The sequence below is a fragment of the Deltaproteobacteria bacterium genome (assembly GCA_013151915.1).
Classification (GTDB): domain Bacteria; phylum BMS3Abin14; class BMS3Abin14; order BMS3Abin14; family BMS3Abin14; genus BMS3ABIN14.
Map to the genome: position 1 here is coordinate 123,698 of JAADHJ010000006.1, position 26,900 is coordinate 150,597.

The window sequence follows — 26,900 nt, forward strand, 5'->3', positions numbered from 1 at the left end:
GTTCACCGGAATCCCGACGTATGCCTTGCCCCCACCATCAACGCGCAACGCGCCGGCGGATTGTGAGACGGACGACTCTTCGTTGGCACGAATTCCCTAATGTTGATATCATACCATAGTTTATTATACCTTGGAGCATATACGCGGGGATCTGTAGTTTCTAAGGGGTCTTACGACAATATCAGTTTGGTACATTCAGGTTTTTCCGCCTTGATGGAGTCAGACAATGGAAAAGTTCGCATGGCTTATCTGGTCGCTGAGTTTCCTTTCCTTTTGGGGCGTTGTATATTTTACGAGGCCTTCAACGAGGAAGCAGATGCTGCGAATGAGTCTGTTCACAGCCCCCCTGGGGCTCACCGAGCCGCTGTTCGTGCCGGCATACTGGAACCCCCCGACCCTGTTCGGCCTGGCCCAGAGAACCGGGTTCGATATCGAGAGCCTTATTTTCTGCTTTTCGATAGGAGGTATCGCGACGGTCCTTTATGAGATGGTGGTGCCGACGCGGCATGTCCCGATGCACAAGGACGAAAGACACAACCCTCACCACCGGTTCCATCTGCTCGCACTGATAAGCCCGGTCATCGTCTTCATTCTGCTAGCGCTGACCACTTCCTGGAACGCCATCTACCCCGGCATCCTGGCCATGATCGTAGGAGCGATGGCGTCTCTGTGGTGCCGGCCGGACCTCAAGGGCAAGATCTGGGTGGGCGGAGGAATCTTCCTGGTTCTCTATTTTCTGTTTTTCCAGCTTCTGGATCTGGCGTTTCCGACCTACGTTGAAAGATACTGGACACTTGATGCCCTTTCGGGGATTATAGTGTTGGGAATCCCGATAGAAGAATACCTTTTTGCTTTCACCTTCGGCCTGATGTGGTCCAGTTTGTATGAACACCTCTCGTGGCAGAAAATAATACCCGCTCACCGGGGGACACATTCACCAAACAACAAAGACTCATGATTCATAAGCTCGAACGTATACCAAATAGATGGGGGAACAGGATATGAGCCAGAACTACGCATATGGGAAATGGCCCCTGGTTGTGGGAATGATCATTGTAGCCCTTTTCTTTATAACCAGGTACATCCCTATAAAAACTAAATTCGAAAAACGCAGCGGCGGTGTGTTGTACACCTTTATCATCGCTCTTTTTGCCGAAATGTATGGTTTCCCGCTTACTATCTATATATTATCAACACAGTTCGGACTCAAGATCCCTTTGACACACTCATATGGTCACCTGTCCGCTTATCTCCTCACCTTTTTGGGAATCAAGATAGCTTACGGCTGGGCATTAGTGATGATCGTGAGTAACGTTGTCATTGTTTTTGGCGTGATATGGATCACCAAAGGGTGGAGCCAGGTTTATCATTCGGATGGCAAACTCGTAACAACGGGAATCTATTCCAGAATGCGTCATCCCCAATACAGCGGGATCATCCTGGTTGCCATAGGTTTTTTAATCCAATGGCCGACACTAATTACCCTGTTCCTGTTCCCCTTTCTTATAGTGATGTATTACAGGCTCGCCATGAGGGAAGAACACGATGTCGAGGAAGTATACGGACCGGAATATATCGACTATAAGAAAAATGTACCGGCCTTTATTCCTCGTCTTAAGCTTGGTCTCTTGACAGCAAAATAATCAGTAAAAACAAATTATTATGGCCTTAAACCTAATGTTTAACATTCAGCGTTGATGACTTCGCAAAAAGTCCATCCATGGCTTTTTACTCCACGGAATAACGAAAAATGTCATTTTCACTTACCGGACTCAGGGGAACTTTCCGCGTGCCACTGAGCCGCCGTGAATTTCCTGAGATCTTCAAAGTACCGTGAATTGGGATCAGCGCCCGCAGTGTGCCCTTTCATGACATCGAACCCGTGCCGGGAGAGCACCCAACCAACCGCATGGATGGCCTCGTGGCGGGAAAGGCCGTCAGCCACCAGGCGCCGGAGCGTCCCAGCCACGGGAATCTCGTCGCCCATTGCCGTCTGGGTTTCCACCATCGCATGGATCTGGGCATGAAGAAGAACATTCGGCAGGTTCGCCTCGCCGGCCTCGCAGTACTGAAGCACCGCGTTCACCCGCTCGGGCTCATCAGCTTTAAGCCACATCTCTGATTCAGGTTCGATCTCAGGATCGTAGTCGTGGATCATTTCCACTCCCCTTTCCTCCTTGGTTCCTATTCGAATCGCCCCGGCAAACTCAGCCCCCCCGGCTCTGCCGTGGGACCCAAGGAGTTTGACCATACCGGGCGTAGATGAAAGCCTCCCGTTTGTGAACCGCTCAAAGCTTTCAGGAGAGGAGACTTTCGTTTAACGATGTAAGAAGTTTAAGCCATACGGTATGGGACTGCAAGTATCATAATTGTTTGGGTTCATCCGGTTAATGCGTACCTTTATTATTTTGCTGTCATTGCGAGGAGCATCGAGTAAGACGAGAGTGACGCGGCAATCTCATGCGGAGCTGAAAAGATCGTCACGGTGCCCTTCGGTCGCCCACGGGATCGCTTCGCATAGTTTCAGCTCGCGATGACGAATGGTGGGATATGGTCTTCATCCGGGTACGCATTTCCAGGATGACCCTATTCTTTCACCACCTTTTGAACTTGACCTTCCCGACCCGGTTCCCCTAAAATACCCTTAGCTACTTATTGACGAAGGGAAACCGGCGGTTTATCTACACTCAGATTTGCCGAAAAACGATAGTAAGGAGGTAGAGAAATGGCAGGCAATAATGAAAAAGTCGTCGTTTCAACTTACACAAACGGCATTCTGGACCCCGACGAGCCGATGCTAGGTCCGGTAAAGGATGGTGGTACCATTGAGGCAAACACAATGCCTGGTTGTTGGGGGCCGATGATAACCCCTCACCTCAGGGGTGGTCATGAGGTAACTCGGCCGGTTTATGTGGAAAATGCAGAACCGGGGGATGCTCTCGCCATCAGAATCCGGGAGATAAAAGTCACATCCGCCGCCACAGCCTCCGGGCAGGATCGTATGGTTGATGGACATTTCCTTGGTGATCCATATGTGGCTAAGAAATGTCCCGGGTGCGATACCATGCATCCTGAGACAACGATAGAGGGAATCGGCCAAAATGCAGTACGCTGTTCCAATTGCGGCACCGTAATAACGGCCTTTCAGTTCGAGAATGGCTATACTGTCGTTTTCAACGAGGAGAGATCTCTCGGGGTGACCGTGGATAAAGAAACAGCGGAGCGAATTGCCCGCAATGCCAGGAATTACGCCCAGCTTTCGGGAAATTGCACGCAGCACTCAGCCCTGCTCTTTGCTCCTCACGACCTCAGCGGAGTCATATCCCGGATGAGACCCTTCATGGGTCAGCTCGGAACAACCCCTGCCGTGAAAATGCCGGATTCTCACAATGCCGGCGATTTCGGGGTGTTTCTTATTGGTGCGCCCCATGATTATGCAATTACCGATGAGCAACTCGAACTGCGCACCGACGGACACATGGATATCGACGCGGTCCGGCCCGGAGCGATACTGGTGGCTCCTGTGAAGGTGCCTGGCGCAGGCGTATATATGGGCGACATGCACGCGCTCCAGGGAGACGGAGAAATTGCCGGACACACTATGGATGTGTCCGGGGTCGTGACGGTGCAGGTCGAGGTGGTGAAGGGACGGGAGCTTCGGGGACCGGTACTTTTTCCCCTTGTCGAAGATCTCCCTTACCTGGCTATGCCTTTTAACTCCGAGGAAGGAGCAAAAGCCGAAATACTGGCAAAACAATGGGACCTTCCAAGACTGGAGAAATCCGCTCCTATCTCTGTCGTTGGAACGGGAGCTGATTTAAATAAGGCTACGGAAAACGGGTTGCAGCGAGCTGCCGATATCTTAGGGATGAGCGTTCCGGAAGTGAAGAACCGCGCCACAATTACCGGAGCTATTGAAATCGGCCGTCTACCGGGAGTTGTTCAGGTTACCTTCCTGGCGCCACTGGAGAATTTGAAAAGCGCCGGTCTCCTTCCCTTTGTAAGTGAGCAATATGGAATTGGTTAGGGGAGAAGAGCCGGAGGGGCACTAAACTCCTTATCTCACCACCCGTTCGTCACGCCTGCGGCAAGCTGTTCCTTAACCAAAGATTTCAGGTGTCCTCCGTATCCTTCCATAACGTGCCTTGTAGCGGTGAGCCGCTCCTTAACTCAATAAGGTACGCATTAACCGGAGGAACCAATTTTATACGCAGCACGAGATACCCGAGATGTCCCGGGTGAACGAGACGGCTGCGAGTTTTATAGATTCGGCCATGCTCGGGAACACGGGCATGGACTCGATGACGTCGTCGATGGTGTTTTTGTTCCTGATCAGCGTCATGGCCACGGAAGCCAACTCCGAAGACTGATTCGACAGGAAGTGTACGCCGCGGATTCGCCTCGTCTTCGGGTTTATCACCATCCTGATCAACCCCTCGGTGCGTCCCGTGATGATGGCCTTGGGGATTTTTTCGAAAGAAACGGTCCTGCAGGAGCAGATGCCTTCACGTTCCATCAGCTCTTCCTCCGTGAGGCCGACGCCTGAAAGCTGCGGGTCGGTGAATACCGTGTATGGGACAGTGTCATAGTCTATGCCGTGTTCCGTCCCGCTCAGGGCGTTTTGGGCGCCCAGCGTCCCCTCGCGGCCGGCGGTGGTCTCGAGGCGCCGCGGCAGATCCACGACGTCACCGGCGGCGAAGATATGGGGCTGCGAAGTCTGCATGAACCCGTTGACGGTAATAGCCCCCTTTCCATTGGTCTTTACACCGGCAATGTCGAGGGCAAGGCCGTTTGTGTTCGGATCCTTTCCAGCCGCCAGCAGGATCTCGTCACCGCTCACGACCACTTCCTTGCCGCCTGAAAGATAGGAAAGGTGTTTCCTGCCGTTTTTCACCCACGCCTTCCGGTATTCGACACCCAGGGTGATGGAGATCCCTTCGCCTTCGAGGAGTTCACGGAGCCTGACCGCCAGCTCCGGCTCCGTTCCCCTGTATATCGACCTTGAACGCCTGAGCAGGGTCACCCGGGTTCCGAACCTGGAGTACATCTGGGAAAACTCCAGGCCCACCGCCCCGGCGCCGATCACGATCATGTCCTTTGGTAGGCGCCTTAACTTCAGGGCCTCGATATGGGTCAGGAAGCCTGTGTCTTCAATCCCCTCGATGTCAGGAACCCTGGCTGTGGACCCGGTGGCGACGAGGAACTTCTCCCCCTCGACAATATTTCCGTTGACCTCAACCTGATTGGGCGAGACGAATTTCCCCTTTCCATCAAGAAACGTGATGTTCTCAAGCCCTTTGAGTACATGCTCGTACTTTTCACCGCGCATTTCTTCCACCATATCCAGTTCGGCCCGGACCACGGTGGGGAAATCGAACGTATCTCTGGACAGCCCTATCCCGGGGACGCCATGATGATCCACTGCATGGAGGACCTCTCCGGCATACAGCAGCGCCTTGGAGGGGACGCAACCGACGTTCACACAGGTCCCTCCCAGGGGTAGTCCCGTGTTGATCATGGCCGTCCCGGCACCAAGATCATTGGCCTTTATGGCAGCCCCGAAGCCGCCGGCCCCGCCGCCGATAATGACCAGATCATACTTGTCCATTTCAACCCTCTCTTTCCGACAATGAGGATATCGCGCTCGACCCGGACCCCCGGATTCTAACTTCCCGCGGCCGGCTCTCTCCGGATGACCTTTCCCTTGAACCCGCTTTCCTCGACGGCCTTTTCCAGAACCTCGTCGGCAACACTCTCATCCACGGTCAACCACGCCTTTCTTTCCTTTAACGAAACATCCACTTCTTTTACGCCTTCGACCCCTGCCAGGGACCGTTTCACCGCAATGGCGCAGAGGCCTCACGTCATGCCCTCGATCCGGAGCGTGACGTTTTGATCCGAGGCATGGGCCGGATGGGGTATTACCAGGGAAAAAGCGAGCACAATTGCCAAAACCGCAACAGCTAAAAATCCATTTTTGTACATGAGATTTTCCTCATTGGTTATCTTAACATGAGACCAGATCTTTCCTCACGCCCGTTCGTCACGCCGACGGCGTGACTCACTCAAGTCGCCAAGGACGCAAAGAATGCCGATTGTTTTTTTTGTTTGAGAATAAAATCTCTCTAACCCCCTGAAAAATTTGCTTTGCGAGCTTTGCGTGAACCGGATTTTACCCCACATTACCCCGCTACCCTGTAAACCAGGCGACGACTTCCACATAGGAAGCCGAGATAATCATGGCGACCGCCGCCGTCCAGAAGATCATCCTGGAGATCCTCCTTGTGCGAAAATCCGCTTCACAGTTACAGTCCACCTTTTTTAAGTATAGCTTCCAGAACGAGTATCCGAGCATGAGGAAAGCCGCGCCCAGCATATATGGCCTGTACGGTTCCAACACCATGAGTTTGCTCAGAAACCCAACGGATGTCCCGAAGATGATAAAGATAACAGGCCCTATGCAGCAGGACGCCGCCAGCAGGGCTGTCACAATGGACCCGAAACTGGATAGGTTTTCCTTTCTCAGGGCCATCTTTGCTCCTTCATGGTGTTCATCTTATGGACTGTCCGATTCCCGCCGCCTTTAGTTCGTCTCTTGACGGCCCTCCTCTCCGGCAGCAACCTGCCAATTGTCCATCAACAACGATGGCCGGCACCGAACGGATACCGAGGGCCCCGGCCCTCTTTGCCACCTCTGGTTCATTCATATCCAGAATGGAAACATCGCAGGAAGGACATTCCATCTCCTGGACCAGACTAATCACCTCATCACAGGCCGGACATCCGGCACTGAAGATCTCAACTTCTCTTTTTTCAGTCATCTCTCATACCTCCACATTTTTTGTGCTTTTCGGCATTATCCTGTCCCGAATCTGCTCTGAAGGATGCCAATCCGGTCCCAAAGCCTCCAGGATAGGACATTCTCCATCCGGCCCGCCAACGGCACAGACGCCAATCAGCTCGCTGAGACCCTTTTCTATCCCCTGCAGGGATTGGATCTTTGCCCGGACATTTCGTAACTTTTCCTCCGCCACCTGTCTGACGTCATCGCAGGTGGTCATTGGATCCAGCCTGAGATTGAGCAGCTCCTTTATCTCTCTGAGTGTAAAACCCAGTTCCTTGGCGCGTTTGATGAACCGGATTCTGATAACGGTACTTGCCGGATATTGCCTGTAACCCGATTCAGTCCGCGGCGGCTTGTCGATCAACCCACTCTTCTCATAGAAACGAACCGTTTCCACCCCAACACCCGTCTGTTTGGACACTTTTCCTGTTGTCATAAACTTCATCTGCTGCTCCTTCAACCCTGACTTCATTATCAGGATACACCCTGAAGTATACTACAGAGTCAAGGGCAGATCTGAATTTATCGGTGCAGGAAAGATTGGTGCCGGACCCCGAAGGATTTGGCCAAGGAGCGGATCAGGAGGGTTTTATAGCCCCGATCTGGACACCTTTTGTCTTCGGGGAGCTGTTATAGCCTGTCTCGTCCGACAGTTCGGCGTCGATGAAGCCGGCCTCTTCGAGCATCGCCAGGAGAGCCTCTCCCGGTACGGCTCCGCCCTCTCACTTGAACCAGCTCTTCACCATGGCTTCCCTGTCTTCCGGCAGCTCTCCCGTCAGGACCTGGTCGACCATCATCAGACGGCCGCCCGGTTTCAGGACCCGAAAGATGCCCGAATACGCACGGAGCTTGTCAACCACCAGATTCAGGGCCCCGTTGGAGATCACTACGTCGAACGACGAGTCCTCAAAGGGAAGATCCTCAGCGGAGACCGATTCAAACGACACGTTGGTCAATCCGGTGTGTGCAAGGTTGGCTTTCGCCCGGTCCACCATCTCGGGAGTCACGTCAATACCGACGGCGTTTCCGCCGGGACCGGCCATGATCCCGGCCGCCATGGTGTCGACGCCGCCGCCGCAGCCGATGTCAAGGACAGACTCGCCTTCATGGATCTGTCCCAGGGAGAATGGGTTCCCGACGCCGCAGTAGGATGACGCCACGGATTCGGGAAGGGCGTCCATCACCTCGGGAGGGTAATTGAGGCCCTTCATCCCGGCCCGTCCTGTGGGATATTTAAAGGAACCCTCCGGACTCCGGGCGACCCGGTTGTATTTTTTCCGGATGCTTCTTTCGATCTCTCTTCTGTCACCAATGGTAAGTTTTATTGTAGACATCACATCGCCTTCAGTTCCGGATATCTTTCTTCATCCGTTCGAACTCCTCACCGGTGATCTAGCCTTTGGCACACCGACGTTTCCGCACTTCCACAGAGAACCCATGGGCGAGCCAATCCTGGACCCCATCTTCCAGACGCACCGCATGGAATCCATTTGTTCTTAGCATCTCTACAGCCTCCACGGCCAGGACGCAGTATGGACCCCTGCAGTAGGCTGCGATCTCCTGATCCTTTGGCAGTTCAGAGAGGCGCTCCGCCAGTTCCTTGAGTGGAATAGAGATCGCACCGGTAATATGACCTGCGCTGTACTCCTCTGCCGGGCGTACGTCCAGGACCATCACCTCACCTGCCCGAACGCGTTTCAGCAACGATTCCCTGTCGATAGCCTCCAGGGCTCCGCGATCTTCAAGAAACTGACTCGTGATCTGCTGGACTTCAGCAAGTCGTCTCTCTGCCAGCATACGCATATTCAGATAGAAGTCGCAGACTGCCATGTCGGGTAGGCGGTACCTGACATATTGACCTTCTCTTTCACCCTCGACCAACCGAGCGGCGCTCAGAACATGGAGATGCCGGGATGTGTTGGCCACGGTCATCCCGGTTTCCGATGAGAGATACTCCACCGTGCGGTCGCTCTGGCAGAGCAAGTCCAACAGCTCCAGTCGTTTCGGGCTTGAAACAGCCTTGCCGATACGAGCAAGCTGTTCATAAATAGAATCCTTGAATTTTCGTTTAGAGACCATGATTCACCATTCCTTGTTTGCATATTCAATTGATTTGTTGAATAATAGAGTATGTTCGGGATTGTGTCAAACTCAGGGGGATTTTCGGATCGATCCTCAAACAGGCTCATACTTCAAACCCCGTTCTTTCACCATCCGTTCGTCACGCCGATGGCGTGACTCACTGGAGGCACACCGCGAAAAGGTAAATTATTTCACCACAGTGCAGCCGCTTAAAGGCTGCCCCACGGGGTTTAAAAACAGGGTTTAAAAGAGGTAAGTAAAGTTTAAAACTACGTAACCCCTGGTTTTACCCTGTGTAACAACCCTGCCTGTCCTGAGCAAGCGGAGTGCGTCGAAGGGTGGTGTGACCTGGGAGTGGTCACACTGTGGTAAATTAGCTCTTGACCTTCGGGATTGCTTCACTCGGTGATCGGTTCGCAATGACAGCAAAATAATAAAGGTACGCATTAAGCGGATGAACCGGAAAATTTATGAATCAAAACAGACTGTTGGAGGTGAAATGAAAAGCGAAATCTATCTCGATTACAATGCCAGCACGCCCATAGCCCCGGAAGTGACCGAAGCGATGCATCCTTACCTGGCCGGCCACTACGGGAATCCCTCTTCGCTTCATTTCGCTGGAGTTCCGGCGAAGGCGGCCCTGGAAAGAGCAAGGGGACAGGTGTCGGCCCTGATCGGCTGCGCACCCGGAGAGGTAGTCTTCACGAGCGGGGGGAGCGAGAGTAACAATCACGCCATCAAGGGAACCTTCTTTGCCTGCGAAGGGAGCCGAAAACATGTTATCACCACCGCCGTGGAACATCCGGCGGTTATCGAACCGGTCAGGTTCCTGCAAAGGCTGGGAGCTGAGGTGTCCATCGTCCCTGTGGATAAATATGGTGTGGTCGACCCGGACGATATCAGGAAGGAGATCAGGAGAGAGACCATTCTCGTATCGGTCATGCACGCCAACAACGAGGTGGGAACGATAGAGCCCGTAGAGGAGATATCCAGGATCACCAGGGAGTACGGGATACCATTCCATACGGATGCGGCACAGTCGGTGGGAAAGATCCCGGTAGATGTGAACTCCCTGGGGGTGGACCTTCTCACAATCGCCGGGCACAAGCTTTACGCGCCGAAAGGGTTGGGAGCGCTTTACGTTCGTCAAGGGACGAAGCTCGAGTCGTTTGTCCATGGTGCGGGGCACGAAGGTGGGAGGAGAGCGGGCACAGAGAGCGTGCTTCTCGCCGTCGGGCTTGGTAAGGCGTGCGAGATCGCACCGGATTTCATGAACGAGGAGGTGCGTCTTTTGAGGGATCTTCTCTTCGAGAAACTCAAGGAGGCTTTCGGTGACGATATAGTTCTGAACGGCCATCCGGAGATGCGTTTGCCGAACACCCTTAACGTGAGCTTCAGTGGTAAGATGGGAAGTGCGGTCTTGGATCGCCTGGATGGTGTCGCCGCTTCCACCGGGTCCGCGTGCCATGCCGGCGAAACTGCTCTATCTCCGGTTCAAAAGGCTATGGGAGTTTCTGAAGAGACGGGACTGGGGGCAGTGAGGTTCAGCCTGGGGCGGATGACGAGAAGGGATGAAATCCTGGAGGTCGTTGAGCGGCTGAGACATTTTTAAGTTTTTATTGGAGGAGAAGAAATGAAGAAGAAATACGATCTTTCAACACGATGTGTCCACACCGGGGAGGGGGGAGACGCCGAAGGGTCGCCTCACACCCCGATCTACAACACGACAACTTTCGGCTTCGAATCCACAGCCGACCTTCTCGACGTGGTGGAAGGCAGAAAAGATGGGAATTTATATACCCGGTACGGCCTTAATCCGACGATCCGGAATCTCGAGGCAAAACTGGCGAGCCTGGAAAATACCGAAGCCGCGTTCGTTTTCGCCTCGGGAATGGCCGCTGAGGCGGCTCTCTTTTTCACCCACGGCCGGAACGGGATAGTCTGCATGGGAAACGCCTATGGAGGTACACTGGCACTTCTCACCGAACAGCTTCCCCTCGTGGGCATAAACACCTACATGCTCATGGGAGAAGAGGTCGGGCAGCTTGAAAATATATTGAAAAAGAACCCCGGACTCGTGTTTTTCGAAACTCCCACGAACCCTACCATGGAGATATTCGACATCCGGGAGATATCGAAACTGGCTCACTCATATGGCGCAATCGTGGCAGTGGACAACACCTTTGCCTCCCCGGTCAACCAGCAGGTAATTGAACTGGGTGCGGACATTGCGGTTCACAGCGCCACCAAGTACATAGGGGGACATAGTGATATTACCGGCGGTGTCGTAATGGGTCCCAAGGAACTCCTGGAACCGATCGCTCCGTGGCGAAAGAACCTGGGCCAGATGATGGCTCCCGAAACTGCGGCTCTTTTTGCGAGAAGCCTGAGAACATTACCTATCCGTGTCCAGCGGCAGAACAGCACCGCCTTCACTGTGGCCAGGGCGTTAAAGGAACATCCCAGGATAAAACGTGTTCTTTATCCGGGCCTGGAGGACTTTCCACAGCATGAACTCGCGAGTTCCCAGATGTCGGGGTTTGGCGGGATGATCACAATTGAGGTTGCCGGCTCCGGTGAGGATGCAACGAAGCTCGTGGACAATCTTGAACTTTTCCTGATCGCTCCAAGCCTCGGCGGCGCGGAGAGCCTGGTCACCCAGCCCATGACCACCACCCACCACGGATTATCACCGGAGGAACGGTTGGAGAGGGGGATCACCGATTCCATGGTCCGAATCTCCATAGGGATGGAGGCGGAGGAGGACCTTATAGAGGATTTATTTTGTGCACTGGAAAACCTTTAATCAGGGTTCATTACGATAGTTCATCCGGTTAATGCGCACCTTTATTATATTGCTGTCATGGCGACCGAAGAGCGCCGTAACGATCTTTTCGGCTCCGCATGAGATTGCCGCGCCTACGGTTTCACTCGGGCTCGCAATGACAGCAATACACAACGCGCGCTCTGACACCGATACTTCTGTATGGTAAACTTTATTTGAATATGGGGTTTCCCGAAAAAGCAGACGTCTGAAAAGCGAGGAGGTGAATGGATGGTTGCGACAATAAGGGATATCCTGCAGGAGAAAGGCTCTGCAGTGTGGCACGTCGGACCGAAGGCCACCGCGTACGAAGCTCTCGAGGTTATGGCTGAGAAGAACGTGGGAGCGTTGCCCGTCATTGACGGTGAAACGCTCATCGGGATCTTCTCGGAACGCGATTACGCAAGAAAGGTCATCCTGAAAGGAAAATCATCCAGAGAAACACTGGTCAAGGAGTTGATGACCCGGGAAGTATACACGGTGGCTCCTGATGACAGCATCAACGATTGTATGGCACTGATGTCACTCGCCCATGCCCGACACATACCGGTGCTTGAAAGCGGCCGACTGGTCGGTATCGTCAGTATCGGTGATATCGTCAAGGTGATCATCAGGGAGCAGCACGTCAAAATAAAGGATCTCGAAACATACATTTCGGGCGGCTACTTCGGGTCCAAAAGCTGACTCAAATGGTTCGCTTCCAATCGAGGCCGTTTGCTTTTCTCTTGGCAAGCATAAATGCGTCTTGGGCTTTCCTGCAGGGGTCCGGCACCAAACCTCAGGTTTTATTCGGGCCTTCTGAATACGGTTGAGCCCTCTTCATCAACGACTTCTTCGACTTCCAGCATCCCCCGGACGGAGTTGCCGATGACCACTCTCTCGGCGGACTTCAGGTCATTTATGACAAGGCGTCTTTCAGAGGCCCCCGTTTCCCTGATGAACTCGTCTCTCCAGATCCCGGGGAGCAGCCCGCAGGAAACATCCGGTGTAAGCCAGCCGGATCCGTCGAAAACAAAGAGATTTGTGAAGGTTCCCTCGGTGAGATAGCCATTATTATTCATGAAAAGGATCTCAACCACGTTCTTCTCTCTTCCTGCCGCCAGTTCCCTGTCGAAAAGCTCTCTCGATGTCGTTTTGTGACGGAGTAGCTTGTCTGCCGGGTCCATCCGGACGGAGCTTATGCCGACCATGGTTTTCCCCCCGGATGTCAGGGGCTCGAGCGGTGATATATCTACAGAAAAGTCACCTCGCCTGTTCAGACGCAGCCTTACGACGGCAGGCCCCGGGGGGTCCTCGCCCAGAAATACTTCCAGCGCCTTGATCGCATCCTGCCGGGAGAAGGGAAACGCAAGGGTCCTTGATGAGCGCCGCATCCTGTCGAGGTGTTCATGGAGATAGTGGAGGCCGGAGCCGGGGATTAGAAGTATCGTTTCCAGCAGTTCCAGATAACGGTGTCCGTGGTGGAGAAATCTCGATTTCAGGAGGGTTTCATCGTATTCGGACTCGAATGATGAGTCATAAACGATCCCGCTGCCTATCCCAAGCTCGAAGGAACCGTCCTCCTTTACGATCATGGTCCTGATGGCGACGTTCAGCACCAGATCACCATCAGGGAGAAAAAGTCCTACTGCACCTGTGTAAGCTTTCCTCGGATTCTTCTCCAGATCAGATATGATCTGCATTGCCCGCACCTTGGGAGCACCGGTGATCGAGCCGGGCGGGAATGTTGCCCTGAGAATACCACCGGCGGTAACCCCCTGTTCAACTTCAGCGCGGACTCCGGTAGTCATCTGAAACAGGGTGTTTAACGGTTCCACCCTGAAAGCATCGAAAACTTCCACGCTGCCCGGGACGGCGATCCTTCCCAGGTCGTTGCGCATGAGATCGGCGATCATGAGGTTTTCCGCCCGGTCCTTCTCGCTGTGCCGCAGGTCATTTCCCAGACACCGGTCTTTTTCCATCTCCGCAGCCCTGGGCATTGTTCCCTTCATGGGTTTTGTCTCGAGGGTCTGTCCGTTCTTTTTCAGGAAAAGCTCCGGCGACTGGGTGATGAGTGAGAAAGGGCCGTAGTTGAGAAAGCCCCCGTAGGGGACCGGATGACTCTGCCGGAGGTACCGATAGATGGTCAGGGGCGGCTGAAGAGCATGTGCCAGCAAACGTACGGTGTAGTTGACCTGGTAAGCGTCACCTTCTTCAATAAGCTTCCTTATGCTTTTAACCGCGTCGCGAAATTCCTCTCGGGTAACATCAATTAAGGTCCCGTCCATATGGATCAGTGGAATCCGAGGAGCGGCGCGGGAGAGAAGAAGGGGAGCGTCGGTAAACGACAGGCGGTCGTAAATGCCCAGCCAGAGCAGGGGAAAATCATGCAGCCTGACACTTTTCTGGCCATGGGCCAGGGCCAGTCCGGCCTCATAGCTTATGAAGCCTGCGACTGCATAGCCCTGTTTGAGTGTGTCATCCAAAGAATCCAGGCAATCACTAACGTGGCCCGGCTCTTGACACATGATGACATCCAGGGGGTCTGAGAGGAGAAAGGACCTCATGTTTTCCCGGCTCCTCAGCTGGCTCTCGAGGAGGACGGTGCCGTGCCGTTGGAGCCGCTTTTCGGTAAGAGGTCCCTCGATTTTTTCCCAGCGGATCTTCGATGCCAAAAGCAACCCTCTTGTTATGCGATAACATGTGCGCCGGCCAGAGGAAAAGGTATTGACTCCGGCTTATGACCTGTCGGACAGTCATCGGGATTGGTTTCAGGTTTCAGGGGTCCAACTGGGATCAGACACTCTCTTTTCCCACGGTTATGTCTCTTCCCCGCTACTTACAGGCAGTCCGATGGTAATAGCCGTGCCGACTCCCACATGGCTGTCCAGGTTTATGTAGCCCTTGTGCTGTTCAACTATTTTTTCGATGATGAACATTCCGAGGCCGGTTCCTTTCCCATTCTTCTTGGTTGTAAAGAAGGGGAGGAAGATCAATTGCCGTCTGTCCTCAGCGATCCCATGCCCTGTATCGGCCACGGTGAATTCAACATGAGAACCTTCATTAGACAACCTGGAGCTCAACTTCAAAATTCCACCACTCACCATTGCGTGGGCGGCGTTTATCTCAAGGTTCCTTATCACTTGCTCAAGCAAATAGGAGTCACCCTGGATTTTCGGCAATCTATCGGAATAATTTTTCTCAATTGTATACATCTTGAGGATGCCGCTTATGGTTAGCATTTCTGTTACGTTCTCAATGATCCGATTGATCTCGACCGGTACCATGACCGGCTCGCGGGGCTTGCCTATGGAAAGCAGGTTGTTGGCATGCGAAGCAAGACGTTCAGTCTGTACGTTGAAAATCTCTGCGCATTTGCGAACATATTCCTTGTCATACGTTCTTTCCAGAAGCATTTGGGAATATCCCCGCAGGCCTGCAAGAATGTTGTTAAGCTCGTGTCCGATACTGCTGGCGACGATGGTAACGAAAGCCTGTTTTTCAGACTCGATCAATTGGTCCTGTATGATTTTTCGTTCCGTTACGTCTCGCAAAATTGCTGCAACGATCCTTTTGTCCCCTTCCATGGAAGCCGAGAGAGACACCTCAACATAAAACTCCTCTCCGGTGCTTTTAAGACCGGTCAGATCGAGGGTCGCTCCCTCGACAGTTGACTCGCCGGACAGGAAAAACCGCTCCATTCCCGTGCGATGAGCATCTCTGAATTTTTCAGGTATGAGTACCTCTACAGAGTTTCCCAGCACGGTTTTTGCGTCACGGTCAAAAATCATCTCTGCCGCACGGTTAAACATGATTATTCTACCTTCGTGATCAACCGTAATGATGGCGTCCCTGGCAGATTGCACCAGGTTCCGATATTTCTCCTCGGATTGGGTAATCGTCCTGGTCTGGGCGGCAATTCTGTCCGTGCCACTTTTGAAAATACCGAAAAGGAGAATGGAAAGAAGTCCGAAACCGGCTCCAGTGAGCATCCAGATGTCCTTTTTTTGACGCCCGATATCGTTGGTCAGGACAGAGAGACCCTGGTAAGTTTCCACTACAACCCGAATCTTCTTATCACCTGGAAATACGATTGGGATATACATTTCGAGCAGCTGGCCCAGCCCCCGCTCGTACCCTTCCTCGTTTTTATACGTGTCAATCTTAGTGGAAATCTCTCCATGAAGAGCCTTTTTAAGCGGCGGCTGGTCAGGAAATTTCTTGCCCACGATGGACCTGTCATAGGACCATACAACTTCATAATCGCTGTTCCAGAACTTGACCTGTTTTACGTCTAAACCAAAATGGATGCTTTCCACCAATTTTGTGAACCTGTCGTACTCAGCCCCTTTTTTTGGTGTAATGAGGTCGTATCCCGTCATCTTCGAGACGATCTCATGTTGGACGAAGCTGGCAGCGAGTTCCTTCGCGCGCTCACGCATATTCTTTTCTAATAAATACGTTTGAAGGAATCCGAAAGTGATACCGAAGACAAGAAGGGCAATTAGCGATATCAGGGAAAATCGTTGAAGTAAATTTAGTTTCATTATTTGTCGTCCCCCCAGACGTGTTTTCGAACTGCAACGCTTTCGACGATATTGCAGCGGAAAAAATTTTTATTGCAGAGATCCCCCTTTACCTGCTTACAGCAACTTTACAATACTATCACATTGAACAACCATTTTCATCACTGCCGCATCACCAGCCAACAGTGCCGGTCTGAGCTTCAGCGAGCCCCTTGTTTTTGGATCATCCTGGAAATGAGTACCTGGAACCCGATGTTCAATGTTCAAAGTTCAACGTTCAATGTTCAACGTTCAACGTCAAACCGGTGCAGGGTGCAGTCAGGACATGGGTAACACTTTTAGCTCAGGACATAGGTAACACTTCGTTACCCTAATGCTCCTTTTCGCCCGTCACGCCTGAAGACGGGTACTCTGACCCCGTTTCTCCCCGGTGCCTATAAATAAGAACATTTTGGCAAGATATTCTTTCCGAGCCACCCCGGCTTTTTCCGCCTGGCATTTGCCAATCTGAAAAACCGGAGATATACTCTATTCAGGCACCTCCAGGGAATATCCGGTGCGTGGAGTAAAAAGCCATGAATGGACTTTTTACGACCCTGTCAATGATGATGACTTCGCAAAAAGTCATCATTGCGCCCAGGGAGGGCGCCCAAATCGAAGATTTGTGAGGAAAGTGAAAATGACACTTTTCGCTTTCCGTGGAGTAAAAAGCCATTAAGGACTTTTTACGACCCTATAAATGATAATTCTCTGAAAACATAAACCGGTACAGGAAGAGGAGATGTATCCATGCACAAGAGGCAGATAAAGAAAAGGATTTACTGGATGGGGGCCGTTGATTGGGACAGGCGCCTTTTTGATTCTCTCATTCCGCTTCCAGACGGCACTACGTACAATGCCTACCTGGTTGAAGGGAGCGAAAAAACCGCTTTGCTGGACACAGTCGATCCGTCCATGGTCGATGAATTGATGGCACAACTGGACGGGGTCCCCAAAATTGACTTTATCGTCTCTCATCATGCCGAGCAGGATCATTCCGGGGCCATCCCTCGGGTTCTTGACAGGTTTCCAGAAGCAACAGTGGTCACGACCCCCAAAGCCAAGGGCATGCTCATTGATCTGCTAAGAATTCCCGAAAACAAATTTGTCACGATGACGGACGGCGAAACGCTATCGCTAGGCGACAAGACCCTTAGGTTTATTCACACGCCCTGGGTACACTGGCCGGAAACCATGGTGACCTACCTGGAAGAAGATCGCATCCTTTTCAGTTGTGATTTTTATGGTTCCCATATCGCGACCACCGATCTTTTCGTGAACGACCAGGGGCGTGTGTACGAAGCCGCAAAACGCTACTTTGCCGAGATAATGATGCCATTTCGGAATGTGCTCGTAAAGAATGTCGAAAAACTCAAAGGATACGACATTCAAATGATCGCCCCTAGCCACGGACAGATCTATGACCGTCCGGCCTGGATCATGGATGCTTACCGGGAGTGGATTCTTGGAACGCCCAAAAACATGGTTGTGCTCCCCTATGTTTCCATGCATGCCAGTACCAAACTCATGGTGGATTATATGCTGTCCTCTCTGGTGAAAAAAGGTGTGCGTGTTGAGCCGTTCAACCTGACGGTGACCGATATCGGAAAGCTCGCCATGGCGCTGATCGATGGGGGAACGATTGTCCTTGGGACGCCCACGGTCCTGGCCGGCCCTCATCCTCTGGTCGCGTACTGCGCCTTTCTGGCCAATGCCCTGCGGCCCAAGGCTCAATTTCTTTCGATTGTCGGTTCGTACGGATGGGGTGGCAAGACCGTGGAAACGCTTGCGGGGATGATACCCAATCTCAAGGTCGAGGTGTTGGACCCCGTATTGTGTAAAGGGGTTCCATCGGAAAATGATTTCAGGGCGATGGATAAACTGACTGACACCATTGTAAAAAAACACACGCAGCACGGATTCAGATAACACTTTCCGGGTTATCGTAAAAATGAGTACCTGGATGTAAAACCTGTTTTCTCACGCCCGCTCGTCACACCAGAAAAGTGACTCGCTCAAGACGCAAAGGACGCAAAGAAGTGCCGAAGCTGTCCAGGAATAAAGATATTCCCCTCACCCAACCGCTCCCTGGTCGGAGCGGGATTTCCTTGAAATCGGCTGATTATCCTTGCGCCCGGGGTCAAAGTTCACTTTTATCCCGGGCAACAAGGATCAACAGCTACTTGGGTAAGAGGATGCGTCCTACTTTGCGAGCTTTGCGGCTTTGCGTGAGACGAATTGGTAATAATGCGCGGAAGAAACTAAGTAGTTATGTTCTTATTTGGCCTTACCAATTTCCATTGCTTCAGGAACCTCAACGACCTTTCCTGTCCTTACATCAAAGACAAACCCGTAAATTGGGATTTCAGGAGGTACCAATGGATGAAATCGTAGGCGACGGACATCCGCGGTAACGCTCCTGGTTTGATCACTGATTGTTAGCCAGTTGATGTAATCTCCTTCAGTTGAACCAGGCCCTTCCCCGGAATCATGCCATCCGCTTGCGTCAATTGTAGCTGTCTTCAGGCTACTTGCCAACAATGATCGCATAACATCATCAGTGAATGTCTGCATTCCACAATCAGTATGGTGGATGACAAACCACTCGTTTGTTCCCAGAAGCTTGTATGAGATTATAAAGGAGCGGATGGCATCTTCACTGACTCTGCCACCTGCATTACGAATTACATGAGCATCTCCCTCGTATACCCCACAAAATTGAGCAGGATCAAGACGCGCATCCATACAGGTCAGGATGGCTATACGCCTCCCTGGAGGCATTGGTAAATTTGCTTTATCACCAAAGTCTTTAGCATAAGCAGTATTTGCAGCTAATACCTCGTCCAATATTTTGCTCATTTTTATATCTCCACAACAATATTGATAGGGTTGGGGCACCCCGTGGGGTCGCCCTGTCTCGGTAAGGTTGACCCGACTGTTAGCCCTTCTTCAGAATCACTGCCTTGCTAAGAAACACTTTTGGTCTTTCAATATCTCTTAATCCGGCGTCTCGGGCGTGTTTGATAGTTTCTTCAAACGCTGTATTTGAAACGTGAAATGGTGGTTCTACTATAAGAATTTGTCCTTCTGGTTTTAGAAGTTTTCCGACCTCGTTAAAAAACTCCTCTGTATTCGGGACTTCGTGAAGCATATAGAATGATAAGATAAAATCAAACCCCCCTGACAAGCCAATCTTGTTCTCTTCGCACTTGTGAAGTGTGATACGATTCCCAAGTTCTGTCCCTTTAATCTTGTCTCTTATTTTCTGGAGCATCCCTTCCTGTAAATCAGAAGCAACAACTCTACCGGATTTGCCAACCATTCGAGCCATGTCTATGGAGAAAAAACCTGGACCACAACCCAGGTCAAGAACTGTCATCCCTTCTTCAATATATGGCCCCAATATTTTCCGGGGGTTTTGTATCCATCTTCGAATTCTGTTATCGAGACTGCCTGCCCTTTCGACCGGGCATACACGACTTTTTCGATTGCTCACAATATCTTTATTTCTCCTTTCAAGGCTAAGGTCGCTATTCAACCGCCCCGATGCGATTGTTTTTCAACCCCCCAGGGCCCCCTTGTTTAGACAAGAGCCTTGCGCACGTGATCCAGGGTTGCCCTGATGTACTCCTCACTCAACCCGGAAGCGGGTGCCTTCGTTTCGAGAATCCGCTCAGGTATTCGCAGCCCGTCGAAAGTAAACCCCTCCCGCGCCTTGAACCTGAATTTCTCGCGGTGGATGTCCCTTCCCGTCTTCAGCAACCGGTCCACGTCCAGATCGAATCCAGCCGCCTTAAGGCAGCAGAGAACCGTATCCCGATCGTAGATCTCCCTGGCGAAAAAGCAGATGACGATGGAGGAAAGGATCTGTCTCCAGCTTTCCTCCTCGAGCAAAGCGTCGCCCAGCGCCTCGGGACTCAACTCCTCCTTTACCAGGACCTTCTGGTCCACGCTGTAGCCCGCGTTGTCAAGGTGGCTGTGCCTGGCGCCCATTAGGCAGCCCACGTGAGCCGCCGGACCCGTGTGATAGCCGGGCATCTCGTTCCCTCCGAGGGCGAGGGCGAACTCCGCGCCTCCGTAAATGGACGACGCGTGTTCCACCCCCCTGGCCAGGGCGGCGAAATAATCGTTAGGCTGCTCGACGATCCTCTGGGTGGCCTCAAGGTAGGTTTTCCAGTCACCCCACGAAAGCCTGAGTCCTCCCGTATCTTTTTCGGAAACGAGCCCCTTTTCCTGGGCTTCGGTGGCCCAGGACAGGACGGGGCCGGTGGTCATGAGGTCCAGGCCCAGGACCTCGGCACGGTCCAACAACCGCAGCAGGCCCTCGGGATCACCGACCCCAAGCATGGAGCCCATGGCGTAAATGGGCTCGTAGTCGTAAGAGATCATGGAGGTCTTGTAGAAATATGGCTCGACCTCGTGGGGTTCCCTAAGGGCGGCGATGTGGATGCAGGCCACAGGGCAGTGGGAACAGGCCAGCCGTCTTCCCAGGTACCTCTGAGCAAAGGCCTCACCTGAGAGTTCCTCCGCCGCCTCGAACTTCGTCTCCTGCAGGTTCCTGGTCGGGAAAGCGCTCAGTTTGTTGAGCGGAAGAACATTCTGGGCCGTACCGAGATCGTGGTACTTTTTCATGGCCTCCGAGGAGGTGGCCGCTTCGTAAATGTCCTTGTATACGCGACGGTAGGCCCGGTTGTCCGCCACGGGGAGAGATCTTTTGCCGGATACGACGACAGCCTTGAGGTTTTTGCTGCCGAACACGGCGCCCAGACCGAGCCTCCCGAAGTGCCGGTAGGTTTCAGCGGCGACGCATGCATAGGTCACCATCCTCTCGCCCGCGCGGCCGATACGCATAATCGTGCGCAGACCCGACCCCGGTTCTCTTTCCCTGATGATGTGCCCGACGGTGAGGCTGCTGCTCATACCCCATAGGGTGGAGGCATCTCGAAAGTGCACATCGCTGCCGTGAATGGCCAGATAGATGGGGATCTCGCTCCTCCCCTCGATGACGATGGCCCCGTAACCGGCCATCCTTATGGCCACGGCGCTCCTTCCCCCGCAGTGGCTCTCGCCGAGGTTCCCCGTGTGGGGCGACTTGAACATGGCCACCGTTTTGGAGGCCAGGGGGAACAGCCCGGTCAGGGGGCCGACGGCAAAGACGATGGGGTTTTCCGGCCCCAGGGGATCGCCCCCTTCCGGGCAGGACTGATGCAGAAGCTGCGTGGCCACACCCGCACCGCCCAGGTACCTGTCGAAGAGGTCCTGTCTCTGTTCGACCCTGAACCGTTTCCGGGTGAGATCCACGTAAAGGATGTTGCACAACGGATCGCTACTTAGCATCGTCGGCCGCCTTTCTCTCCCTCATCTCGATGACACCATGGGAACAGAAGTCAACACAGAAGCCGCATTGAATGCAGATCATGGGTTTGTTGATCTCACTGTCCCAGTAGACGGCCCCTACAACGCACGCCTCGGCGCAGCTGCCGCACCCGGTGCACTTCTCCTCGGCAAGGTGTATTCCCCTCTTTTCAGTGCGGGTGAGGGCGCCCATGGGGCAGGCCCTGACACAAGGTGGGTCCTCGCAGACCCTGCAGGCTACCACGATGAACCCGTGTTCCACCCCGCTGCTGGACCTGACCCCGATACACGACTCCGACAGGCCGTGGCTGTTCGTCCTTCTCGAACACGCGAACATGCAGCACTGACACCCGACACACCTTTCCGCATCAACTACAGACAGTCTTTTCATCCGCAGGCACCTCCCAGGCGACGGCATCTTTTTATATTATACGCCCAAAATCGGGATTTAGGCGTAAGCTTGCTGTGAAATGAGGTTTTTCCTGTTCCCCCAAACCCGGAGTCAGGAAATGCGATGGTGCCGCCCATTTAAGAGGTACCGGAGGTTCCTAATCGTCCTTCGGATGAACGAGGCGAGTTTCAATCGTTTCTTGAGAAAAGTTTGAATGGTGTTTCAGATTATTCGTAATGGCTCCACATTCGAATCACCTTGACCACCCCCTCCTCCTTTATTATCTGGTAGACGAGACGATGCTGGATGTTGATGCGGCGTGAATAGGCTCCGGAAAGGTCACCTATGAGTTTCTCGAAAGGCGGGGGTGTCCTATAGGGATCTTCCCCAATAATCTTCAGCAGGTCCGCGGCCTGGCCCTTCAAGCCGGAGGACACAAGCTTGCGTGCATCCTTCTGCGCCTGTCTGGTGTAGACCAGGCGCCAGGTCACCAGTCAAGATCCTCTGCACACTCCTCCAGGGGAGTTGCGAGACCCTCCCTGATAGACTCTCTCATCCCGGGAATGGACAGCAGAAACAGGGTCTCCTGGATCGACCTCCAGTCTTCCTCCGCCACCAGCACAGCGTTGCCCCTTTTCCCCGTGATGACCAGTGGTTCATGGGATTTGCCGGAATCTTCGAGAAGTTTGTACAGGTTTGCCCTGGCCTTGCTCACCGTGATAGTCTTCATGAAGTCCTCCGGACGTAAAATTAGAATATTGGTCAACGTACTACATAGCGTACGGTACTATATTACGTACGTTATATCAAGCAGTATAAATTACATGCTGTGATGGTGCCTCCTATCCAAGAGGCACCGGAGGTTTTGTGGACTGTCGCCCAAAAGGTCACCCCCCCAGCTTCATCCCCAATTCGCGGGCGGCTTTCAGAACCTCGGTGCTGTCCCTGATCTCCCCTGCTTCATACGCTGATCCATATACTGCCCCGGCGATCCTGACACCCAGGTAGGCTGATATATCCTGAAACATGCGCAGGGCGTTGACGGCACCGGAGGTGAAGGGGTCGGAATCGGCGTAGGCCAGGAGGATCCCGAAGTCTTTGTCCTTGAAGATATTCTTGTCTCCCCCGCCCACAGCGTAGATCCTGTCTATCACCATCTTGATCTGGGCGGTGACGGAAAACCAGTAAACGGGGCTGGCGAAAACTATGGAGTCGGCCTCCCTGAGATGACCGTAGATGTCCTGCATGTCATCGACGATTATGCACCCATTGGCGTCAGCTTCCTGACAATGGTTGCATCCTGTGCAGGGACTTATATTCATACCGTGAAGGTACAGGGTCCGGACGTCAGCTCCCGATCCTTCGGCTCCTTCCGCCAGATGTTGGGCGAGGATCGCGGTGTTGCCGGTCTTTCGGGGGCTTCCCAGTAGAATGAGTATCTGCTTTGCGGCCATGCCTGCTCCTGTCTTTTAGTTGATTGTGTATTAGGCAGAAAATACTTTATTACATTTCAAGTGGGAAGTTAAGGAGGGGAAAACGGTTTTAAGGGCGAAGCGGGGCTTTCCTGCAGAGATCCTTTTAATGGGTGGCACCGATTCTTTGCGGTGACAAAGGTTTGTAGAAATCATGATCAAGTCAAAAGGAAATTTTAAAGAAAGTCAGGGAACCAGTCCCTGTTTATGGTTTGCTTTTGCTGTTGACGGGGTGTCTCTTAATGGGCGGCGCCAGAGGTTTTCGCAGTTCCCCTTATTCATCTTTAGGTAATGCTTTTTGCCAGAGAACGCAATTGGTCAATAGTACGGTCAGCTATATTCATGTAATCTTGATACCTGGCTTTCAATTCCCCCAGACTTACCAATCTGTTCCAACTTTCTTTATCCCTCCTATGTGGCTTAACGCCCTCAAAAAGAGCAGCTGTTTGTGCTGTGAAATCCATGCTGAGGTTCAAGACTGAATCATGCTCTCTAAGTCGACCTAAAACATATCCTGGGGTCACGGCACCTTCCTTATTTACCAACAGTACTGTGAAGGCGACATCACTATTTTCTCTGTCCCGGTACTTGACAACAAAATTAGCCTGCAGCCAATCGACCTGAAATCCAGCCTTCTCTGCGTTTTCTATTATTTGCCGTGCAAACTGAACGTCTTCCTCCTTCACATGAGAACTCAGGATCTTGAAAAACTCGTCCTCTGTCAGTCTAAAGCGTTTGCCCGCTTTACCTGTTATCTCTATAGTAGGTGTATCTACTTCAACGGTGATTTTTTCGATTTCCCTGCCTTCAATTCTTACGATGGCCCTGGTTATTTCAGTCGTTCTTGAAACAACCTGGGGCACAACCAGCCGCATACTTTTGTCGTTCTCCAGTTCGTAGACCGTAAGCTCTACAAGGGCCAGGTTGAAGTGAAGTTGAGGAGTCTGATTCAGGAAATCAACCATGGCCTCGACTTCTTCGCGAATCCCATCACCTACAATCAGGAGAAGGAAGCGGCCCTTCCTCAAGTTTCTGCAGATGGTGTCAACAACCGCGCTTTCCTGAACATCACCCTCACCGACAACATCCTTAATGAGTTCTATGATTCCCCTTTCGCCACCGCCTGAATCCGCACAAGATTGCCGAACTTGCTCATCGAATTCCTCAAAGGTCCACGTGCTCAGTTCCTTAGCATAATCAAGGATTTGACTGACAACAAGCCTCCTTGATTCCGGGTTTCTCCACAGTTTCGTCTCCACAACGGTTATGTATCCGTTGGGACTGATAAATATATTATCAATGCGGCCGGCGTTGGTAGGAAATTCGCGTGCTATGGAAATGAGGGGGCTGAAAACAGGTTCAATTTCATCCACCGGAAGCACTTCAGGATACCTATAAATAAGTTCCTGAAGCCAATCCTCATGAAAAGATTTGGTGCTGAAAGAAACCCTGGAAGGAATTCCCACTTTATCATTTGAGGTGATGAGCATGGGAATGCCGGATATTCTTTTGCCCTTGTTAATCATGAGTTCCTCCCACTAAGTCATAAGACTCTACGGCACCAGAGATTTCTCAAGATATTGCACCACAGCGCCTCGGATCTTGAACCAGTATGAAAAACCTCCAATATGTGAGTATTCAAACTGTTTGCCATTAGGATCATTCAGGTCAAAGGAGACTCGTTCTCCCTTAAGATCAAGTTCTACCTTTTTGGCATATTTTTCCTTAACCTTAGCAGATCAGCAATCAGCAAAATTATATGCAAAAGCAACTGACCAGGTCAGGAATTGACAAATTCCCGGCCCGACCCCGGTCATCTGACCCCGATCATCAATGGACCCCGGTCATTAATGGAAATTTTCTAAGGTCTACTTATTTAGGTCAAATTCATCTAGTAATTTATTCTCAAACCGCATGGGTTCTAATATTTTAATATCAAAACTAGAGACTAGCATAGCTGCCAATGATTTCATATCACCGACGGGCCCTATAGAAACACTGAAAAACGGGGAGTGGTACAGCTTATTTTTCTCAGAAATGATTTTCTCAATCAGACACCCCCCCTCCTTGCATTGTATTCCACTAAGAAAGTTTACCTCTGCAGAAATCCTTTAGAGGCTAAATAGTTATGTGTATCTAAGTGAGCCTTCCCACAGATATTCTGTTACCTCTGATGGCGACATGTGTTTCTTCTCGCCACCGGAACCCATGGTCAACATTCCCAATGGTGAAAGCATCAAAGTACCTTTATGCTCGGTAACGGTGAATTGCTCGTTCATAGTGTTATCATTCTCAACATCCAAATTACGACCATACGCGAAACAGATACTGTCACTTCCCAGCATTCCACCTCGCCAAACTTTAAACTTCATTAACTCATTTCCCTCTCTATAAAGGGTGAAAACCACTTTTCTCGATGTCACTCTTTCGATTTCATGCTCTAGCGATGTTTGTTCCCTGTGGGCTGCATGACCGAACTCATCAAGGGTGGTAACGATCTCATCAAGGGTGGTAACGATCTCATCGAAAGAATTTGAAACGAATGTGTTCTTTTCCTTGTCTGAGAACTCCTTTCGAAGGAGCTTGGGCACTAAAACCTTACTATTACTCGTTGCTTTTTCTTTTACTTCGAGGACTCTTCCAGTTTTTTCAAGAAAGGTGTTCACTACTTTAGGCGCTTCATTTTTACTTGCTGTTAGATAATGGACTGTGCTCGGAAGACCAAGTACGTCGCCGGGAAATCCATCAAGACGAACTGGCAGAATGTAAGCAGCACCTTTGTTCTCGATCATTCTCTCTATGGCGTGTCGTCTCTCCAAAATGGTCCACATTTTTCCAAGATACGGTGCGCTGACAATCATAATGCAGTACCGGCTTTTGTCCCTATAAACCTCTTGGAATTTTACGCTAAGATCCTCGCCCCAAAGCTGCGCTGTTTGATAGTTATCGTAGAAAACACTGACGCCAACTTCTCGAAGACTCTCGGCAATTTCCTCTGCAAACTCACGATCCTCTCCTGCAAATGAGACAGCTACATCAAATTCATAAGTCATGTCACAAGTTCCTATTACACCAATTGAGGTAGGCCAAATTTACGCGTTTGACCAATCAACATCCGGGACACCCCGTGGGGTCGGTTCTCGCCTTTCACACTTTCAGGTCTAATTGACCGAGTTGGCTCCATTCTTGCTCGACCTTTCACAACAACGAAAGGAGAAGCGGAAATGGCAAGGCCACTCAGGATCCAATACCCAGGTGCCATGTATCATATCATAAGCCGTGGTAACGGAAGAATGACCATTTACCATAGTGAGAAGGACTGGAAAAAGTTCATCCGCTTTATGGAACGGGTCACTGAAAAATACAACTGGGTCATCCATGCATACTG

At 51.8% G+C, this 26,900-nt stretch carries 26 protein-coding genes; 7 read left to right on the forward strand and 19 right to left on the reverse strand.

The genetic code is table 11. The annotated features are described in order from the left end of the window. Window positions 1-226: 226 nt before the first annotated feature. Both GXP52_01560 and GXP52_01565 read left to right on the forward strand, forming a co-directional pair. On the forward strand, window positions 227-958 hold the full coding sequence (locus tag GXP52_01560) for a hypothetical protein (GenBank protein NOY85972.1): 732 nt from the start codon (window positions 227-229) through the stop codon (window positions 956-958). A gap of 43 nt (window positions 959-1,001) precedes the next feature. Continuing rightward, on the forward strand, window positions 1,002-1,643 hold the full coding sequence (locus GXP52_01565; GenBank protein NOY85973.1) for an isoprenylcysteine carboxylmethyltransferase family protein: 642 nt from the start codon (window positions 1,002-1,004) through the stop codon (window positions 1,641-1,643). 116 nt (window positions 1,644-1,759) lie between these two features. Here GXP52_01565 and GXP52_01570 read toward each other — a convergent pair whose 3' ends face one another. Then, window positions 1,760-2,164: a hypothetical protein gene (locus GXP52_01570; protein ID NOY85974.1), complete on the reverse strand. Its 405-nt coding sequence runs from the start codon at window positions 2,162-2,164 to the stop codon at window positions 1,760-1,762. Between the two features lie 561 nt (window positions 2,165-2,725). Here GXP52_01570 and GXP52_01575 point away from each other — a divergent pair. After that, a complete protein-coding gene (locus GXP52_01575; GenBank protein NOY85975.1) occupies window positions 2,726-4,027 on the forward strand; it encodes an acetamidase in 1,302 nt (433 codons plus the stop codon). Window positions 4,028-4,204: 177 nt separating this feature from the next. On the opposite strand, the gene merA is transcribed toward GXP52_01575, so the two are convergent. The 7 genes from merA to GXP52_01610 form a co-directional block, all read right to left on the reverse strand. Next, complete coding sequence (merA, locus tag GXP52_01580) at window positions 4,205-5,608, reverse strand: mercury(II) reductase (protein NOY85976.1); 1,404 nt, start codon at window positions 5,606-5,608, stop codon at window positions 4,205-4,207. A 56-nt stretch (window positions 5,609-5,664) separates the two neighbouring features. Then, on the reverse strand, window positions 5,665-5,841 hold the full coding sequence (locus GXP52_01585) for a heavy-metal-associated domain-containing protein (GenBank protein ID NOY85977.1): 177 nt from the start codon (window positions 5,839-5,841) through the stop codon (window positions 5,665-5,667). Between the two features lie 349 nt (window positions 5,842-6,190). Then, window positions 6,191-6,532 (reverse strand): hypothetical protein, encoded by a 342-nt coding sequence (locus tag GXP52_01590; protein NOY85978.1) that lies wholly within the window; start codon window positions 6,530-6,532, stop codon window positions 6,191-6,193. Window positions 6,533-6,551: 19 nt separating this feature from the next. Further along, window positions 6,552-6,821: a hypothetical protein gene (locus GXP52_01595; GenBank protein ID NOY85979.1), complete on the reverse strand. Its 270-nt coding sequence runs from the start codon at window positions 6,819-6,821 to the stop codon at window positions 6,552-6,554. Window positions 6,822-6,824: 3 nt separating this feature from the next. Continuing rightward, window positions 6,825-7,289 carry a MerR family DNA-binding protein gene (locus GXP52_01600; GenBank protein NOY85980.1) on the reverse strand — a complete coding sequence of 155 codons (465 nt, stop codon included), beginning with the start codon at window positions 7,287-7,289 and terminating at the stop codon, window positions 6,825-6,827. Window positions 7,290-7,566: 277 nt separating this feature from the next. Continuing rightward, window positions 7,567-8,178 carry a methyltransferase domain-containing protein gene (locus GXP52_01605; GenBank protein NOY85981.1) on the reverse strand — a complete coding sequence of 204 codons (612 nt, stop codon included), beginning with the start codon at window positions 8,176-8,178 and terminating at the stop codon, window positions 7,567-7,569. Between the two features lie 58 nt (window positions 8,179-8,236). Continuing rightward, window positions 8,237-8,923: a metalloregulator ArsR/SmtB family transcription factor gene (locus GXP52_01610; protein NOY85982.1), complete on the reverse strand. Its 687-nt coding sequence runs from the start codon at window positions 8,921-8,923 to the stop codon at window positions 8,237-8,239. A gap of 502 nt (window positions 8,924-9,425) precedes the next feature. Between GXP52_01610 and GXP52_01615 the strand changes: the two genes are divergently transcribed. From GXP52_01615 to GXP52_01625, 3 genes are all read left to right on the forward strand, one after another. Next, window positions 9,426-10,538 (forward strand): cysteine desulfurase, encoded by a 1,113-nt coding sequence (locus GXP52_01615; GenBank protein ID NOY85983.1) that lies wholly within the window; start codon window positions 9,426-9,428, stop codon window positions 10,536-10,538. Window positions 10,539-10,559: 21 nt separating this feature from the next. Next, complete coding sequence (locus GXP52_01620) at window positions 10,560-11,732, forward strand: PLP-dependent transferase (protein NOY85984.1); 1,173 nt, start codon at window positions 10,560-10,562, stop codon at window positions 11,730-11,732. Window positions 11,733-11,981: 249 nt separating this feature from the next. Further along, entirely contained in the window at window positions 11,982-12,434 is a 453-nt protein-coding gene (locus GXP52_01625; GenBank protein NOY85985.1) for a CBS domain-containing protein, read from the forward strand. A 101-nt stretch (window positions 12,435-12,535) separates the two neighbouring features. Here the strand turns inward: GXP52_01625 and pabB are convergent, their stop codons facing one another. Both pabB and GXP52_01635 read right to left on the reverse strand, forming a co-directional pair. Beyond that, on the reverse strand, window positions 12,536-14,404 hold the full coding sequence (gene pabB, locus GXP52_01630; GenBank protein ID NOY85986.1) for an aminodeoxychorismate synthase component I: 1,869 nt from the start codon (window positions 14,402-14,404) through the stop codon (window positions 12,536-12,538). Window positions 14,405-14,548: 144 nt separating this feature from the next. Next, window positions 14,549-16,171 carry a PAS domain S-box protein gene (locus GXP52_01635; GenBank protein ID NOY85987.1) on the reverse strand — a complete coding sequence of 541 codons (1,623 nt, stop codon included), beginning with the start codon at window positions 16,169-16,171 and terminating at the stop codon, window positions 14,549-14,551. 873 nt (window positions 16,172-17,044) lie between these two features. Between GXP52_01635 and GXP52_01640 the strand changes: the two genes are divergently transcribed. Next, window positions 17,045-18,223 (forward strand): FprA family A-type flavoprotein, encoded by a 1,179-nt coding sequence (locus GXP52_01640; protein ID NOY85988.1) that lies wholly within the window; start codon window positions 17,045-17,047, stop codon window positions 18,221-18,223. Between the two features lie 348 nt (window positions 18,224-18,571). On the opposite strand, the gene GXP52_01645 is transcribed toward GXP52_01640, so the two are convergent. The 9 genes from GXP52_01645 to GXP52_01685 form a co-directional block, all read right to left on the reverse strand. After that, complete coding sequence (locus GXP52_01645) at window positions 18,572-19,153, reverse strand: carbonic anhydrase (GenBank protein NOY85989.1); 582 nt, start codon at window positions 19,151-19,153, stop codon at window positions 18,572-18,574. A gap of 79 nt (window positions 19,154-19,232) precedes the next feature. Further along, window positions 19,233-19,790, reverse strand: a complete 558-nt coding sequence (locus GXP52_01650; protein NOY85990.1) for a class I SAM-dependent methyltransferase — start codon at window positions 19,788-19,790, stop codon at window positions 19,233-19,235. An 86-nt stretch (window positions 19,791-19,876) separates the two neighbouring features. Continuing rightward, on the reverse strand, window positions 19,877-21,631 hold the full coding sequence (locus tag GXP52_01655) for an aldehyde ferredoxin oxidoreductase family protein (protein NOY85991.1): 1,755 nt from the start codon (window positions 21,629-21,631) through the stop codon (window positions 19,877-19,879). Next, window positions 21,621-22,040: a [Fe-S]-binding protein gene (locus GXP52_01660; GenBank protein ID NOY85992.1), complete on the reverse strand. Its 420-nt coding sequence runs from the start codon at window positions 22,038-22,040 to the stop codon at window positions 21,621-21,623. Before GXP52_01660 ends, GXP52_01655 begins: the two co-directional genes overlap by 11 nt. A 227-nt stretch (window positions 22,041-22,267) precedes the next feature. Continuing rightward, a complete protein-coding gene (locus tag GXP52_01665; GenBank protein NOY85993.1) occupies window positions 22,268-22,531 on the reverse strand; it encodes a Txe/YoeB family addiction module toxin in 264 nt (87 codons plus the stop codon). Beyond that, on the reverse strand, window positions 22,528-22,770 hold the full coding sequence (locus GXP52_01670; protein ID NOY85994.1) for a type II toxin-antitoxin system Phd/YefM family antitoxin: 243 nt from the start codon (window positions 22,768-22,770) through the stop codon (window positions 22,528-22,530). The genes GXP52_01665 and GXP52_01670 overlap by 4 nt, the downstream gene beginning before the upstream one ends. 157 nt (window positions 22,771-22,927) lie before the next feature. Beyond that, the gene (locus GXP52_01675; GenBank protein ID NOY85995.1) at window positions 22,928-23,494 is read right to left on the reverse strand and encodes a flavodoxin family protein; all 567 of its coding nucleotides are present in this window, start codon (window positions 23,492-23,494) and stop codon (window positions 22,928-22,930) included. A gap of 302 nt (window positions 23,495-23,796) precedes the next feature. Next, entirely contained in the window at window positions 23,797-25,038 is a 1,242-nt protein-coding gene (locus GXP52_01680) for a hypothetical protein (protein NOY85996.1), read from the reverse strand. 600 nt (window positions 25,039-25,638) lie between these two features. Then, window positions 25,639-26,565 carry a TIR domain-containing protein gene (locus GXP52_01685; GenBank protein ID NOY85997.1) on the reverse strand — a complete coding sequence of 309 codons (927 nt, stop codon included), beginning with the start codon at window positions 26,563-26,565 and terminating at the stop codon, window positions 25,639-25,641. Window positions 26,566-26,900: the final 335 nt, after the last annotated feature.

Coding starts and splice junctions, on each gene's coding strand:
- GXP52_01560 (NOY85972.1), top strand. CDS start 227: ATGGAAAAGTTCGCATGGCTTATCTGGTCGCTGAGTTTCCTTTCCTTT.
- GXP52_01565 (NOY85973.1), top strand. CDS start 1,002: ATGAGCCAGAACTACGCATATGGGAAATGGCCCCTGGTTGTGGGAATG.
- GXP52_01575 (NOY85975.1), top strand. CDS start 2,726: ATGGCAGGCAATAATGAAAAAGTCGTCGTTTCAACTTACACAAACGGC.
- merA (NOY85976.1), bottom strand. CDS start 5,608: ATGGACAAGTATGATCTGGTCATTATCGGCGGCGGGGCCGGCGGCTTC.
- GXP52_01590 (NOY85978.1), bottom strand. CDS start 6,532: ATGGCCCTGAGAAAGGAAAACCTATCCAGTTTCGGGTCCATTGTGACA.
- GXP52_01595 (NOY85979.1), bottom strand. CDS start 6,821: ATGACTGAAAAAAGAGAAGTTGAGATCTTCAGTGCCGGATGTCCGGCC.
- GXP52_01600 (NOY85980.1), bottom strand. CDS start 7,289: ATGAAGTTTATGACAACAGGAAAAGTGTCCAAACAGACGGGTGTTGGG.
- GXP52_01605 (NOY85981.1), bottom strand. CDS start 8,178: ATGTCTACAATAAAACTTACCATTGGTGACAGAAGAGAGATCGAAAGA.
- GXP52_01610 (NOY85982.1), bottom strand. CDS start 8,923: ATGGTCTCTAAACGAAAATTCAAGGATTCTATTTATGAACAGCTTGCT.
- GXP52_01615 (NOY85983.1), top strand. CDS start 9,426: ATGAAAAGCGAAATCTATCTCGATTACAATGCCAGCACGCCCATAGCC.
- GXP52_01620 (NOY85984.1), top strand. CDS start 10,560: ATGAAGAAGAAATACGATCTTTCAACACGATGTGTCCACACCGGGGAG.
- GXP52_01625 (NOY85985.1), top strand. CDS start 11,982: ATGGTTGCGACAATAAGGGATATCCTGCAGGAGAAAGGCTCTGCAGTG.
- GXP52_01635 (NOY85987.1), bottom strand. CDS start 16,171: ATGCGTGAGCGCGCGAAGGAACTCGCTGCCAGCTTCGTCCAACATGAG.
- GXP52_01640 (NOY85988.1), top strand. CDS start 17,045: ATGCACAAGAGGCAGATAAAGAAAAGGATTTACTGGATGGGGGCCGTT.
- GXP52_01645 (NOY85989.1), bottom strand. CDS start 19,153: ATGAGCAAAATATTGGACGAGGTATTAGCTGCAAATACTGCTTATGCT.
- GXP52_01655 (NOY85991.1), bottom strand. CDS start 21,631: ATGCTAAGTAGCGATCCGTTGTGCAACATCCTTTACGTGGATCTCACC.
- GXP52_01660 (NOY85992.1), bottom strand. CDS start 22,040: ATGAAAAGACTGTCTGTAGTTGATGCGGAAAGGTGTGTCGGGTGTCAG.
- GXP52_01670 (NOY85994.1), bottom strand. CDS start 22,770: ATGAAGACTATCACGGTGAGCAAGGCCAGGGCAAACCTGTACAAACTT.
- GXP52_01675 (NOY85995.1), bottom strand. CDS start 23,494: ATGGCCGCAAAGCAGATACTCATTCTACTGGGAAGCCCCCGAAAGACC.
- GXP52_01680 (NOY85996.1), bottom strand. CDS start 25,038: ATGATTAACAAGGGCAAAAGAATATCCGGCATTCCCATGCTCATCACC.
- GXP52_01685 (NOY85997.1), bottom strand. CDS start 26,565: ATGACTTATGAATTTGATGTAGCTGTCTCATTTGCAGGAGAGGATCGT.